Genomic DNA, 15,137 nt, shown 5'->3' with positions numbered 1-15,137 from the left:
CCGACAGGTCGCTTGGCACTGGAACTGTATTAACAGTCCACTTGGCCAGCCAATGATGGCCCTTCGCTACCCACCCCCTATTGGGAGTCCGTAATGAACGAGATTTCTCCTGCCCTGGCGCGGCTGATCGCCGGCGGCCTGTATTCCCAAGCTGGCAACTTCCTCAGTCACGGCAACACCGGTGTGGATGCCCGCACCGGTCAGTTTACGCTTCACTTCACACTGCCCGGGCTGCAGGCCAACGACCTCGCGGGGCCTGTCGTGACGCCGGCGCTGTCGTTCAGCCCGCTGGCGTCTCACACTGACTATGGCTTCGGCCGTGGCTGGAGCATGGAGCTTTCCCGGTTGGACCTGGCGGCGGGTAGCTTACGGCTGACAACGGGCGAGAGCTTCAGCCTCGATCGTGATAAGTCGGAGTTCTCTGACGGTGGTGAGTTGGTATTCCGTGACCAAAAGCTCAAGACCTTCCGTGTGATTCAGGAAGGCGTGGCGGGACAGCGCTTTCGTATCGAGTCCAAGGACGGCGACACCCAGTGGCTGGTGAGGCAGGATGGCGGTAGCCTGGCCCTGCCGGAGGAGGTGCGCTCACCAGAGGGGCGTCAGGCTTTCCTGTCCTGGCGGCCCCACGGCAGTGGTCAGTATGCCCTGACCGAGGTCCGGGATGAGCGGCGTGTGCTGCTGCGTCGGGACCAGTCAGAGAACGGCGATGAAGTTTACCTGCATCTCTTTCCTGACAGCGCCCAAGCCTGCACCTTTACTCTGCAACTGAGCGGCGATCAACTGACCGCACTCATCTTGCCGGATAGGGATAGCCGCTGGACCTTTCGTTACGACCCGCATGAAGGGCTGTTGTTTCCAATAGGTGCGACGGGGCCGCTTGGCAGTGAGGACGAAGTTCTCTATGCCACGGGGCCGGAGGGGCATCGGTTGCCACCTGGCGCGCCGCTGGCATATTTGCCCCGGGTTACGTCTCACCGCCACAGCCCTGGTGCGGGTCAGCCGGCCATTTACCGGACTTACACCAAGCTGGGTGACGCCAACTTCCTGGGATATGGCGCAGAGTTGCCCGGCGGCTGGCGGGATGGTGAAGAGAATCTGTATCGCACTGATGATTATCAATACAAGAGCATCGAGACCCTGAAAGATGCGCTTGGCGCCACGCTGGCAGAGGTTGAGCGCACCTGGAATCGTTTCCACCTGCAGACCGAAGAAGTGAAGAGGCGTCAGGGTAAAACCGTGCGGACGCTCACCACGTATGGCGACGACCCCGCGCTGAGCTGGGAACGTCAACCGGCCTGGTGTCAACTGCCGGTCAAGGGGGTCACCCGTTACGAGGGCGATCCGTCTCGAGAAGACATCACGCAGACGAGCTATGACGACTACGGCAACACGCTGACGCAGTGCCATCCCGATGGACGAACCGAGCGTTGGATCTATTACCCGGTGGGCGGCGCGGAGGGCTGTCCGGATGATGACGGCCTCTTTGTTCGCTGGCTGCAAGCACATACCCGGATGCCCGTCACACTTCCTGACGGTGAGAGCGGAGGCGCTCTGCCGACCCGGACCGACTACCGGTATGAGCGTCTGCCGCTGAGGCAGAGTGATGACCGCCCATTCCTGGTGGCTGTTTCAGAAGCCGCGGTGGTGGTGACGCCGGAGGGGGACCGCCCGCTCGGCGTCACCACTCAGCGCTATCAGACCGATGTGAACAACCCGCACTATGCTCAGATCGTGCAGGCGGTCACCACACTGAACCAGCTGGCCACCACCACCGACTATACCCACACCCTCGCCGGTACCACCTTGACGGTCGAGAGCACCGTGACCGGCCATGACGGTACCGCCACCACCGAGAGCACGACCCGTGACAGCCTGACCGGCCTGACGATGCGCGAACGTAATGTCAATGGGGTGGAAACCGCCTATGACTACGACAAGCTCGGACGGGTAATCCGTCGCATGGAGGCACCCGGCACCCCCTATGAAGCCAGCGCCACGTGCCGTTATGTCACGGCGGGGCGTGAACGTCTGCGAGCGGTGATGGCGGAAGAAACCGATATCACGGGCCAGCAGCGGCGGATCTACCTCGATGGTGCCGGACGGCGGGTGCGCGAGGAGCGTCGGGATGAGGACATCACCGGAGAGGCATTCCGGGAAATCTGGCGAGGCACCTACAATCACGAAGGGCAGCTGGAGAGTGAAACCGCCCAGGACTGGCGAGCGGACCGGGACACTCCGATCAGCCTGACCACCGAATACCGCTTTGATGCCTGGGGTCAGGTCAGCGAACTGATACGGCCGGACCGGATGATCGAACACACGCAATCTGATCCGCTGACGCTGGTCACGCAGCGTTGGCACACAAGTGCCGACGGAGAGCGCAGCGCGCAGACCGAGATCCTTCATAACAAAGCCGGCGACGTACTCAAAGTGACCTTGCGTTCTCCCACGGGAGACACACAGCGTATTGAAGAATGGACACATGACGGTTGGCATCGGCCGATCACCCATCGGGTGACCGTGCCAGGCGAGGCATCGGTGACGACCCAAACCCGCTACGATGCCCATGGCCGGATTCTGAGCCGGACCCTGGCGGACGGGAGCGAAGTCAACTGGGAGTATGCGGCGCACAGCGACGGCGATCACCCGATCAGCGTGACCCTCACCCCGCCGGGCGGCGACCCAGTATTACTGGGAGAGCAGACCTTCGATGGGCTGGGGCGGCAGCTGACTTGCAGTGCGGGTGGACAGCTGGACCAGTTGCACTATATCAAAGGGCAGGTGCCACCCGTCTCTCGGGAGAGTACCAGTGGCCGGATGCAGACTTACCGCTATGAGCCGTTGCTGAACAATCGGCTGATCGGATTGACCCAGAATGATGGGAGTCCGGAAAGCACCTATCGCTACCATCCTCGCCTAACTCAACTGGTGGAAGCGCAGGGAGGACTGGGGCAATTAGCGTGGACCTACTCTGCCAGTGGTCGCCTGACCGCAGAGCACTGGACCGTAGACGGTAAACGCAACACCACCACTTGGCAGAATTCGTTGAACGGCTTGCTGCTGACGTTTACTGACGTCAACGGCGTTGAACATCGGACCGAGTACGATGCGCTGGGACGGCCAGACCAGCAGCAGGCTGACACGGTCACGATGCGCATGACCTACGATGCCTTCAGCCGGGTCAGCCAGATGGTGACGGAGGACACCGGCAGTGGCCAATCGCTGCAGCAGACCGTGGGGTATGACGCCTTCGGCCGCGAAGTGTCGCGCCAGTGGCTCAGCATCAGTCCGGCAGGTCGGCGTCAGCTGACCCAGACGTTGGGTTGGACGAACCTGGATCAGGTCGCCCGTCGCCGCTGGGAGGCCGACGGCCAACTGCTCAGTGAGGAATCCTATCAGTATGATTGCCGGGGACGTCTAACGGAAACCACGGCGTCCGGCCCCGAGGGGCCGGTGGACGCGCGAACCGGCAAGCGGATACGGCAACAACGCTTTACGTTGAATGCGCTGGATGGGTATGAACGGGTGGTCACGGTGTACACCGATGGAACTCAGAACGAGATGACGTTCACGTACGCGGCCGTGGCGCCAGATCGGCCGGTCAAGATCAGTCACTCCTACCCGACCCCGCGGGACTTCACGCTGGAATACGATGCGGATGGCCGGTTGATACGCGATGGGCAAGGACGTCTGTTGCACTGGAACGCCGATGGGCAGTTAAGCCGCGCCAGTCGAGAAGATCAGGAATGTGGCTACCAATACGACCCCTTGGGGCGACTGAGTGAAGTAAAACCGAATGGCGTTGTGAAGCGCCGCTACTACCAAGGTGAACATGTCGTCAACGAACAGGGCGCGGATGAGACGGTAACGCTGTTGCGCACCGGTTCGTCGGTGTTCGCGCAAACCCGCATCAGTCAGGCCGTCCGCGAGGTGCTGTTGACCGGAAGCGACGGCCAGGGAACGGTTCGACTGGAGGCTGGGACAGATGATACCCGCCTCGTCAGTTATACCGCGCACGGTGCCGATGCTGGCGAGGCGAATAGCCTGATAGGTTATGCCGGCGAGTCTCGTGATGCGATATCGGGGTGTTATTTGCTGGGGAGTTACCGGCTGTACGATCCGGTGTTGATGATGCTCCTGGAGCCGGACAGCGAGAGTCCATTCGGAGCGGGGGGATTGAACCGCTATGCCTATTGTGCGGGTGATCCAGTGAACCGGATTGACCCGGACGGTCATAGTTTCTGGAAGTGGCTGATTGCCGGTGTGGGGATCGCCTTGGGCGTTATCGGGACGATAGCGTCATTCGGGGCGGCAGCCCCCGTGCTGGCGGGCGGTATCGCGGCGCTGACAGTGAGTAGCGCGCTGGCGGTGACCTCGACGGCGCTAGGGGTGCTCAGCCTTACGACGGGGGTGGCGTCAATGATTTTGGAGGCCACGGGTGACGAGTCGGCGGCGGGTGTTCTGGGGTGGATCTCGCTAGGAACCGGCATCGCCTCCGCGGTGACCGGCTTGGCGCCGGCGGCGACCAAAGCAGCGTCCAAGCTAGGAAGAGTTGTGGGAGGATGGAAAAGAAAATTGGTTGTTAACAGTGGCGACCTCACTCCCAGAGGGCCCGCATATTTCTCTGATCTCGCGCCCCCCCCTACTGCGGCACTTAAACCCTCGACATCTTCCAGTCATTGGAAAGCCGTTCACGACGCCGGAGCAGATCAATTTATTTTTGGCTCGGACACGATAGTAGATTCATTCGGTATAGGTACGCCACTCGAGTTTTTTAATAAACGACCTAGCATTACGCAACGAGATATTATCGTCATTTCAGGTACCCATGGTAGGCCATCTGGAAACAATTGGACTACTTCTGGCATGCGTGACCCAAGCCTAATTGATGGAGGTTTCTATCGGCAGGACAGGACGTTTCATCACGGGCAGATCGGAGGGCGAGTTAAAGTTGTGGATGCTGATGGAATGACCGACATCCGATTTAGTGAATATCTCTCTAACAAGAAGGCTCATGTTATTTTGGGTTATTGTTATGGTATAAATGACGAGGCGCTAAGATTTTATTCAAACAGTAAAGTTTTTACCAGTTATATTCCAGGAGACATACAAAGGCCAACCTTCAACTGACGGACAAGAAGGTCATAGCAGAATTTATATACAGAACCTGGTGATTTGTTCCTCCTGAAGCACCGTCCCTAGTGTTCAGGAGGCACCACTGATATCTGAGACTGACCTTGCGTTTATTAGTGCTGGTGTCCGACAGGCGTCGCCCTGCCGGGCTTCAAACGCTTCTCTTCAGTCCTGCAACAAGAAGGAGTCCCTACACCGAGATCCCGCAGACGGTACGCCGATCACCGCGCAATTGGCAAACAACACCGACAACTACTCAGCCATGTCTCCGCCGGCGTTCCCCCCGGCCAACGTTCTCCTCTACCGATTGCCCAGCGGTCAGGGGAGGCGATCGGCCTTGCATCGTACGGATACCACTTATGCGAGAAACAGGTGTTGCCCCCTGAGGATGCCGGCCACAGGCTATTGGTCGCTTGTGGCGTCTCAGCAAAATGTTAGGGCAAGCTAAGGCCCAGGTGCGAGCGAAGATCGAGCATCCATTTCGAGTGACCAAGCGCCAGTTCGGTTATGTGATGATGGTGCGTTTCCGCGGCCTGGGCAAAGAATACGGCGCAGATGGTCACGTTATTCGCCCTGTCGGACCTCTGGAAGGCTCGCCGACATTTACTGGCGAATTCAGGGGAGATGCACCTGTAATGCGGGGGAGGCTGCTGCGAGGCTAACCGCGGTGGTGCGGAGATCTGTGGTATCAAGTCACTTCTGCAACAAGTTACAATGTAAGGTCGTGAAGTGAGCAATGTGAACACTCCCATAGAAGAGCAGTGTCGGACAAGCAGGCAAGCGTATGCCATCGATATGAAATACAACCCATGTTGTTCTTTGCTTTCGGTATTCGTAGTGTCTATTACAGAGGGCCGAACTTTTCAGCTCGGCTTTCTGCTTCACAGGCGCGTCTCGCCAGATTGTCTCGCGAGTCCTAATTGTATTTTTTAAGAAGCTGAATCAATTAGTACAGAGTAGTACCCTGTAAGTGCAGGATCCAACGTAAGGCTCACGGTTAGTTTAAAGCTGTTGCCGTACTCATCCACCACACTGCACAAGCTATTTCTTTTGCTTGGCGTCATCAACGGTAAAAGCTCTAAGCCACCAAGAACAGAATAAACTATAGTATTAGGGCGCTGCCCTACTAGGCCTCGTTCTCTGAAATATTTTTTATTGACTGGGAATGAGTTCGGAAGATCCTCCGATAGTTCATTTGGCCTAGAAGGAATTTGCATGCCGCTAACCACTACGACTAAAACTTCGTCCCCATAAACAAGAGCATGGTATGCAGAAATCGGACCGGGAGAATAGTCTACCTTATTGAATTCAATCGGTGTTTTGGTTGTTGGGTGTTTTAGTGTGATGTAGTGGTTTTTGATAACGGCAATATATATTGGATCATCAAATTCAACAATATCTAAAGCTAACCCTCCGTTTGCTATGGTGTATCTTGGAGGAACCACGGAGCGTAAGTACACACTGCTGTTGAAGCGACCATTTTGTCCAGCCCCACCATAAGGTACGTCCGGGTGATTACTGCTAAAAGATACCTCATTGGGAAATCTGACTCTTACTGCAAAACGATCTGTGATTTCGATAGTATTTCCACTTGCGAGAAACAAAGAGATGGATTGGCGCCAGACTGTATCTCCGTCAGACATTTCAGTCGGACGCCACTCTGATTTTGACGTAGTAGTAATCTCCACACTCGAGAGACCGTCATTGGTGGCTGGAGATAATGTTGCCGCCCCATCGTCTGGCGGGGTAGTACCCTCCGCTATCTCACTATTTGGAAAACTTTCGTTAAATCGTTTATAGCCATTCAGTCCCGGCTTTGGAGTCCAGTTACCGCGGTTAGTAGTATAGGGTATAAGTTCAACTACAGTACCTACGGGCAAGTTTGTTACCTGGCCATTTGCGTCGCGAGCCTCCACTTCCACAAGCAATTCAGATGCCTGATTACCGTTACCATAGACTCTGGCAGTGGCATTTTCTTGTGATTGAAAATTTTCTGCCTTAAGAAGTAAATAGCTCAACGTAACAGCCGGTCCAGCAGTTATCTTTCGTGGGTTGAAGTGCTCTAGATGTCTTTTAACTGCCTCGTCATCAATGCTCGATTCTTGAAGGGTATGTTCACTCATCTGGGAACTCCTGCAATGTGGCTTTTGCGCTTTTTATATTGTATTGATACTGAGGTAGCCTGCGTTTTTTTTGATGCTCTCTTTGATTGAATCTCAAAAAATGTCCTCCTTGAAGTTTAAGTTAGATCGAGTCATGCCGCTTACTGATGATAGATGCACCTTTTGATTTCGCAAGTACGTGAATAGCCATGGTGTGATTTGTTTTTAATAAATAAACGCTCTGCAATTATGATAAAGCATAAAGGGGCTAGGGAAGCTCCGATCAACATGCTGCAACCACGCGGCAAGATTGAAAATCTCGTGGCGTTCGGCGCTATTTCTCGCGAAACCCGTACGCATCGCCTTGTCAGCCCATTTCTCCGCGTTACATGCGTAACTCACCATACCCATCAGCTGTTTTCGAGCCATCCATAAGTTTGATAGAGCGAACAGCGTGGCCTGCTGAGCGGTGTTCTTCATCAGTTCATAAAGACTTTTGATATTCCTTTGCTTCTTTCACCCTTTCTCTCTCTTGCTCAGGTTGTGTTTTTGTAATTTTCTCATTCTCTTTTTCGATCTCTGCTCGGCTGTTTATTACGACATTTACACAGGAAACCTTGCCGGTCAGTTGGTTTCTGTTTTTATGGTACCTTGCATAAATTCCAGGTACGATTTCCTTTCCGAAAGATAGGCCGTATCCTGCATCGACATTCATACGCTGCGTTGGGTCCATGGGGGGGTGTGGATCTCTGATGCCATAGCTCGCCCAAGGTTCGCTGTGGTCGCAATCCGGACTATCCTCTATCCTTATGACATAGCCTTCTTTAGGGTTTTTGATCTTGAAAGAGTAAACGTCGTCATTGGGGCAGGAGTTTTTTTTGAAATTATGATTTCCGGAAGTCAAGGTGAACTCACATTTGTAATCGTTGTCCCCGTGCTTACCGTAAAATTCAATTATAGGAGTCGTCTTAATTTCAGTTTTTTCTTCCGCAGCTCCGACAGCATTGGGGCCGAAAACAATGGAGGCGACCATAGTGCAAGTCAATAGTTTTCTCATGACTTAAAGGGTTCCTTATCATCATTAGTTTGGAGGTTATGCGCTAACACTCCCGTCCATTATCGTTTTGTTGCCTTGTTGCCTTGTTGCCTTGTTGCCTTGTTGCCTTGTTGCTTTGTTGCTTTGTTGCTTTGTTGCTTTGTTGCTTTGTTGCTTTGTTGCATAAAGGTGGTGTCTCCCCGCGAGGGAGTCCAACCTTGCTCTTACAGTTAGTAGAGACACCTCCACAATTACAACAAAGGACTTACAGCCAGCCCCAGTTGCACGAAAAGTGAGACTCAAAAACCATCTATAACTTATTGACCACTACACGACCAACAGAATACCCGGATCTAAAAGTGAAGATAAAATCGGGTGAATTCGCATTCAGATGAATTCACCCGGTTTTTTACTCCGGTGCAGAATAAAAATGTTACCTCGTTAAGTGCGTCGTAAAATTAAGGGTTGAAGGTCCTTGGCTTGGCTTTATGCTCAGAAAAGAAAAGGCGGCGTGGATCATACTTCCTGAAATCAGCGCCAACTGAAAAGTTCACGTTTTCAATGGTGTCTAAGCTATTAGCCCAGATCGGGTGCTTTGAGTAAGCAATGACGGGCCTTTGAATTTCCGTAGCCAAAGCCTGGGCCGCCCCTCGTTTGGCATAACAACTTAGCAAATGTACAGGCCCACGTCCTGAATATAAATCGATACGGTGTTCATTAAGCATGTATACGGGGAGTTCATCTCCAGTTACTAACATAGAGTTATCGTAATTAGTAACCCACCTCAATCTCCCCTGCCTTACAGCTTCCTCCCCAACGAGTAGCCTACCTTGTTTACTGCCATGAAGATAAACAGCCTCTTCACCAGTCCCCCTAAAGTTATCTGTATAACCACGCCGAAATTTTAAAAATCCGTCACCTTCAACACTCATATCAACAAGGTTAAGTCTGGTGCCTTTCCCTGAAGTTGTATTTTTCCACCTTCCCACAACTCTTCCTAGCTTGGACGCTGCTTTGGTCGCCGCCGGCGCCAAGCCGGTCACCGCGGAGGCGATGCCGGTTCCTAGCGAGATCCACCCCAGAACACCCGCCGCCGACTCGTCACCCGTGGCCTCCAAAATCATTGACGCCACCCCCGTCGTAAGGCTGAGCACCCCTAGCGCCGTCGAGGTCACCGCCAGCGCGCTACTCACTGTCAGCGCCGCGATACCGCCCGCCAGCACGGGGGCTGCCGCCCCGAATGACGCTATCGTCCCGATAACGCCCAAGGCGATCCCCACACCGGCAATCAGCCACTTCCAGAAACTATGACCGTCCGGGTCAATCCGGTTCACTGGATCACCCGCACAATAGGCATAGCGGTTCAATCCCCCCGCTCCGAATGGACTCTCGCTGTCCGGCTCCAGGAGCATCATCAACACCGGATCGTACAGCCGGTAACTCCCCAGCAAATAACACCCCGATATCGCATCACGAGACTCGCCGGCATAACCTATCAGGCTATTCGCCTCGCCAGCATCGGCACCGTGCGCGGTATAACTGACGAGGCGGGTATCATCTGTCCCAGCCTCCAGTCGAACCGTTCCCTGGCCGTCGCTTCCGGTCAACAGCACCTCGCGGACGGCCTGACTGATGCGGGTTTGCGCGAACACCGACGAACCGGTGCGCAACAGCGTTACCGTCTCATCCGCGCCCTGTTCGTTGACGACATGTTCACCTTGGTAGTAGCGGCGCTTCACAACGCCATTCGGTTTTACTTCACTCAGTCGCCCCAAGGGGTCGTATTGGTAGCCACATTCCTGATCTTCTCGACTGGCGCGGCTTAACTGCCCATCGGCGTTCCAGTGCAACAGACGTCCTTGCCCATCGCGTATCAACCGGCCATCCGCATCGTATTCCAGCGTGAAGTCCCGCGGGGTCGGGTAGGAGTGACTGATCTTGACCGGCCGATCTGGCGCCACGGCCGCGTACGTGAACGTCATCTCGTTCTGAGTTCCATCGGTGTACACCGTGACCACCCGTTCATACCCATCCAGCGCATTCAACGTAAAGCGTTGTTGCCGTATCCGCTTGCCGGTTCGCGCGTCCACCGGCCCCTCGGGGCCGGACGCCGTGGTTTCCGTTAGACGTCCCCGGCAATCATACTGATAGGATTCCTCACTGAGCAGTTGGCCGTCGGCCTCCCAGCGGCGACGGGCGACCTGATCCAGGTTCGTCCAACCCAACGTCTGGGTCAGCTGACGCCGACCTGCCGGACTGATGCTGAGCCACTGGCGCGACACTTCGCGGCCGAAGGCGTCATACCCCACGGTCTGCTGCAGCGATTGGCCACTGCCGGTGTCCTCCGTCACCATCTGGCTGACCCGGCTGAAGGCATCGTAGGTCATGCGCATCGTGACCGTGTCAGCCTGCTGCTGGTCTGGCCGTCCCAGCGCATCGTACTCGGTCCGATGTTCAACGCCGTTGACGTCAGTAAACGTCAGCAGCAAGCCGTTCAACGAATTCTGCCAAGTGGTGGTGTTGCGTTTACCGTCTACGGTCCAGTGCTCTGCGGTCAGGCGACCACTGGCAGAGTAGGTCCACGCTAATTGCCCCAGTCCTCCCTGCGCTTCCACCAGTTGAGTTAGGCGAGGATGGTAGCGATAGGTGCTTTCCGGACTCCCATCATTCTGGGTCAATCCGATCAGCCGATTGTTCAGCAACGGCTCATAGCGGTAAGTCTGCATCCGGCCACTGGTACTCTCCCGAGAGACGGGTGGCACCTGCCCTTTGATATAGTGCAACTGGTCCAGCTGTCCACCCGCACTGCAAGTCAGCTGCCGCCCCAGCCCATCGAAGGTCTGCTCTCCCAGTAATACTGGGTCGCCGCCCGGCGGGGTGAGGGTCACGCTGATCGGGTGATCGCCGTCGCTGTGCGCCGCATACTCCCAGTTGACTTCGCTCCCGTCCGCCAGGGTCCGGCTCAGAATCCGGCCATGGGCATCGTAGCGGGTTTGGGTCGTCACCGATGCCTCGCCTGGCACGGTCACCCGATGGGTGATCGGCCGATGCCAACCGTCATGTGTCCATTCTTCAATACGCTGTGTGTCTCCCGTGGGAGAACGCAAGGTCACTTTGAGTACGTCGCCGGCTTTGTTATGAAGGATCTCGGTCTGCGCGCTGCGCTCTCCGTCGGCACTTGTGTGCCAACGCTGCGTGACCAGCGTCAGCGGATCAGATTGCGTGTGTTCGATCATCCGGTCCGGCCGTATCAGTTCGCTGACCTGACCCCAGGCATCAAAGCGGTATTCGGTGGTCAGGCTGATCGGAGTGTCCCGGTCCGCTCGCCAGTCCTGGGCGGTTTCACTCTCCAGCTGCCCTTCGTGATTGTAGGTGCCTCGCCAGATTTCCCGGAATGCCTCTCCGGTGATGTCCTCATCCCGACGCTCCTCGCGCACCCGCCGTCCGGCACCATCGAGGTAGATCCGCCGCTGCTGGCCCGTGATATCGGTTTCTTCCGCCATCACCGCTCGCAGACGTTCACGCCCCGCCGTGACATAACGGCACGTGGCGCTGGCTTCATAGGGGGTGCCGGGTGCCTCCATGCGACGGATTACCCGTCCGAGCTTGTCGTAGTCATAGGCGGTTTCCACCCCATTGACATTACGTTCGCGCATCGTCAGGCCGGTCAGGCTGTCACGGGTCGTGCTCTCGGTGGTGGCGGTACCGTCATGGCCGGTCACGGTGCTCTCGACCGTCAAGGTGGTACCGGCGAGGGTGTGGGTATAGTCGGTGGTGGTGGCCAGCTGGTTCAGTGTGGTGACCGCCTGCACGATCTGAGCATAGTGCGGGTTGTTCACATCGGTCTGATAGCGCTGAGTGGTGACGCCGAGCGGGCGGTCCCCCTCCGGCGTCACCACCACCGCGGCTTCTGAAACAGCCACCAGGAATGGGCGGTCATCACTCTGCCTCAGCGGCAGACGCTCATACCGGTAGTCGGTCCGGGTCGGCAGAGCGCCTCCGCTCTCACCGTCAGGAAGTGTGACGGGCATCCGGGTATGTGCTTGCAGCCAGCGAACAAAGAGGCCGTCATCATCCGGACAGCCCTCCGCGCCGCCCACCGGGTAATAGATCCAACGCTCGGTTCGTCCATCGGGATGGCACTGCGTCAGCGTGTTGCCGTAGTCGTCATAGCTCGTCTGCGTGATGTCTTCTCGAGACGGATCGCCCTCGTAACGGGTGACCCCCTTGACCGGCAGTTGACACCAGGCCGGTTGACGTTCCCAGCTCAGCGCGGGGTCGTCGCCATACGTGGTGAGCGTCCGCACGGTTTTACCCTGACGCCTCTTCACTTCTTCGGTCTGCAGGTGGAAACGATTCCAGGTGCGCTCAACCTCTGCCAGCGTGGCGCCAAGCGCATCTTTCAGGGTCTCGATGCTCTTGTATTGATAATCATCAGTGCGATACAGATTCTCTTCACCATCCCGCCAGCCGCCGGGCAACTCTGCGCCATATCCCAGGAAGTTGGCGTCACCCAGCTTGGTGTAAGTCCGGTAAATGGCCGGCTGACCCGCACCAGGGCTGTGGCGGTGAGACGTAACCCGGGGCAAATATGCCAGCGGCGCGCCAGGTGGCAACCGATGCCCCTCCGGCCCCGTGGCATAGAGAACTTCGTCCTCACTGCCAAGCGGCCCCGTCGCACCTATTGGAAACAACAGCCCTTCATGCGGGTCGTAACGAAAGGTCCAGCGGCTATCCCTATCCGGCAAGATGAGTGCGGTCAGTTGATCGCCGCTCAGTTGCAGAGTAAAGGTGCAGGCTTGGGCGCTGTCAGGAAAGAGATGCAGGTAAACTTCATCGCCGTTCTCTGACTGGTCCCGACGCAGCAGCACACGCCGCTCATCCCGGACCTCGGTCAGGGCATACTGACCACTGCCGTGGGGCCGCCAGGACAGGAAAGCCTGACGCCCCTCTGGTGAGCGCACCTCCTCCGGCAGGGCCAGGCTACCGCCATCCTGCCTCACCAGCCACTGGGTGTCGCCGTCCTTGGACTCGATACGAAAGCGCTGTCCCGCCACGCCTTCCTGAATCACACGGAAGGTCTTGAGCTTTTGGTCACGGAATACCAACTCACCACCGTCAGAGAACTCCGACTTATCACGATCGAGGCTGAAGCTCTCGCCCGTTGTCAGCCGTAAGCTACCCGCCGCCAGGTCCAACCGGGAAAGCTCCATGCTCCAGCCACGGCCGAAGCCATAGTCAGTGTGAGACGCCAGCGGGCTGAACGACAGCGCCGGCGTCACGACAGGCCCCGCGAGGTTGTTGGCCTGCAGGCCGGGCAGCGTGAAGTGCAGCGTAAACTGGCCGGTGCGAGCGTCCACACCGGTATTGCCGTGACTGAGAAAGTTGCCAGCTTGGGAATACAGGCCGCCAGCGATCAGCCGTGCCGAGGCAGGAGAAATCTCATTCATTACAGACTCCCAATAGGGGATGGCGAAGGGCAATCAGGGGGGGCAAGTTGACTGTTAATACAGTTCCAGTGCCAAACGACCTGTCGGCGTACCGTCTTGAAACCGCACCCGGAAGCGATGGTCATTGCCATACATGTCGATCGCGGTTATCACGCAAGGGCCGCCCTGACCAATGGCACTGTCACGGTCGTAGGGAATGTTGTTGCTGCCCTGCAGCACGATCGTGATATGGCCACTGCGCGGACGCACCGCTGTCGGGGTCGGCTGGAACTGGCTCCCCAATCGGATGGCGGGGTTGTAATGGAATTCCGATTGGCCGGGTGCGGCATAGCCTACATGCGAAGCTCGGGTCTCGCTTGGGTCGCGATCCGCCCACTGGATCATCCCCGCCGGTTGCATCTCGGCCGACCGAAAGGTCACGACCGGCAGCTGCATGTTGCGACCCGCCAGGGAGTATTCCCAGATGAACAGGTCGCTGCTCCCGTTACCGCCGACAAGGGTACGATCGAAGGTGTAATGCTCAGGAGCGAAGAATTGTGGAATAGGCGCTGCCGTGATACCTACGGATGTCTTAAAACTCGGGTCTTCGACGGTATTGTAGACGTAGCTCTCATTGTCCATATGACGCGTCACCCGCGCATACAGCGTTTCCTGACTACCCTCTGGGGCGCGACTCATCACATAGAAGGTTTTCTCAAAAAACGTAACATCGCCATCCGCCACTCCAGCCGATGTGCCGCCTTCCTCATTTTTGTTCGGGGCGGGATCAGCAGTCGACGGATAGTAGGAGTAATTGTTTCGGGTAGCGCTGGCAAACCAGTGGGCCGTGCCATTGTCCTCTACCGGTAGCGGCGAAAACTGGCCAGTGTTGTTCCGGACGGACAGGCAGAGGCTCTCCTGTTCCTGACGGCTGATGACTTTCCCCGTCCTGGCTTGAATCGTCAGGGTTACCGCAATTTGTTGGCGAGCGTTGGGATAGAGTTGCGGGGATGCCGAGGTGAGGGCAATTTCAAAACGGCTTAACCAGTCTGTTAGAGGGGGCTTTTGATGGGCGATAGTCATTTAAATTCCTTTTATAAATGTTACCAAGAACAAACAGGTAGCCTTAAGGCGGAAATAGCCTACGAGACCGCATCGATATGGCATCGATAATTATAAGATCACTGTCTTAGAGTGTTTGTACGGGACATAAAAGCGCAGGCACATAGAGTTTGTATGCGCTTTCAATTTTTACATGCTACCTAATCACTAATGTTGTGGGCCTGATAATAAGCTTGAACATGCCGGAGTATATTTCAGCCACTATGACTTCACCTGTGCGAATTGGATCCTAGTTGAATAACAAGTGATAGCAAGCGCCCGGCTCATAATATTTGACTCTTGAGGCGAGTGTTTCTAGCAGCAAAAGATATAAGT

The 15,137-nt window shown here is 56.3% G+C and carries 5 protein-coding genes and 1 pseudogene; 2 read left to right on the top strand and 4 right to left on the bottom strand.

Annotation, left to right across the window (positions count from 1 at the left end; genetic code table 11):
- Nucleotides 1–93 precede the first annotated feature (93 nt).
- Complete coding sequence (locus H0I86_RS17530) at nucleotides 94–5,130, top strand: RHS repeat-associated core domain-containing protein (RefSeq protein ID WP_180921461.1); 5,037 nt, start codon at nucleotides 94–96, stop codon at nucleotides 5,128–5,130.
- A 443-nt stretch (nucleotides 5,131–5,573) separates the two neighbouring features.
- A pseudogene (locus H0I86_RS17525) lies at nucleotides 5,574–5,769 on the top strand (transposase); the annotation flags it as partial.
- A 293-nt stretch (nucleotides 5,770–6,062) separates the two neighbouring features.
- On the opposite strand, the gene H0I86_RS17520 reads toward H0I86_RS17525, so the two are convergent.
- The 4 genes from H0I86_RS17520 to H0I86_RS17505 all read right to left on the bottom strand — a co-directional run bounded on the left by H0I86_RS17520 (nucleotide 6,063) and on the right by H0I86_RS17505 (nucleotide 14,783).
- Nucleotides 6,063–7,256 carry a hypothetical protein gene (locus H0I86_RS17520; protein WP_180921460.1) on the bottom strand — a complete coding sequence of 398 codons (1,194 nt, stop codon included), beginning with the start codon at nucleotides 7,254–7,256 and terminating at the stop codon, nucleotides 6,063–6,065.
- Nucleotides 7,257–7,719: 463 nt separating this feature from the next.
- Nucleotides 7,720–8,292 (bottom strand): hypothetical protein, encoded by a 573-nt coding sequence (locus H0I86_RS17515; protein ID WP_180921459.1) that lies wholly within the window; start codon nucleotides 8,290–8,292, stop codon nucleotides 7,720–7,722.
- 437 nt (nucleotides 8,293–8,729) lie between these two features.
- Nucleotides 8,730–13,721, bottom strand: a complete 4,992-nt coding sequence (locus tag H0I86_RS17510; protein WP_180921458.1) for an RHS repeat-associated core domain-containing protein — start codon at nucleotides 13,719–13,721, stop codon at nucleotides 8,730–8,732.
- A 54-nt stretch (nucleotides 13,722–13,775) separates the two neighbouring features.
- On the bottom strand, nucleotides 13,776–14,783 hold the full coding sequence (locus H0I86_RS17505; protein ID WP_180921457.1) for a hypothetical protein: 1,008 nt from the start codon (nucleotides 14,781–14,783) through the stop codon (nucleotides 13,776–13,778).
- Nucleotides 14,784–15,137: the final 354 nt, after the last annotated feature.

It is taken from the genome of Pseudomonas chlororaphis subsp. aurantiaca (assembly GCF_013466605.1).
GTDB lineage: Bacteria > Pseudomonadota > Gammaproteobacteria > Pseudomonadales > Pseudomonadaceae > Aquipseudomonas > Aquipseudomonas chlororaphis_I.
This window is presented reverse-complemented; position numbering and strand designations above follow the sequence as displayed.

Bases quoted from the DNA above. Each gene is read 5' to 3' on its own strand.
- H0I86_RS17530 (WP_180921461.1), top strand. From the start codon at position 94: ATGAACGAGATTTCTCCTGCCCTGGCGCGGCTGATCGCCGGCGGCCTG.
- H0I86_RS17520 (WP_180921460.1), bottom strand. From the start codon at position 7,256: ATGAGTGAACATACCCTTCAAGAATCGAGCATTGATGACGAGGCAGTT.
- H0I86_RS17515 (WP_180921459.1), bottom strand. From the start codon at position 8,292: ATGAGAAAACTATTGACTTGCACTATGGTCGCCTCCATTGTTTTCGGC.
- H0I86_RS17510 (WP_180921458.1), bottom strand. From the start codon at position 13,721: ATGAATGAGATTTCTCCTGCCTCGGCACGGCTGATCGCTGGCGGCCTG.
- H0I86_RS17505 (WP_180921457.1), bottom strand. From the start codon at position 14,783: ATGACTATCGCCCATCAAAAGCCCCCTCTAACAGACTGGTTAAGCCGT.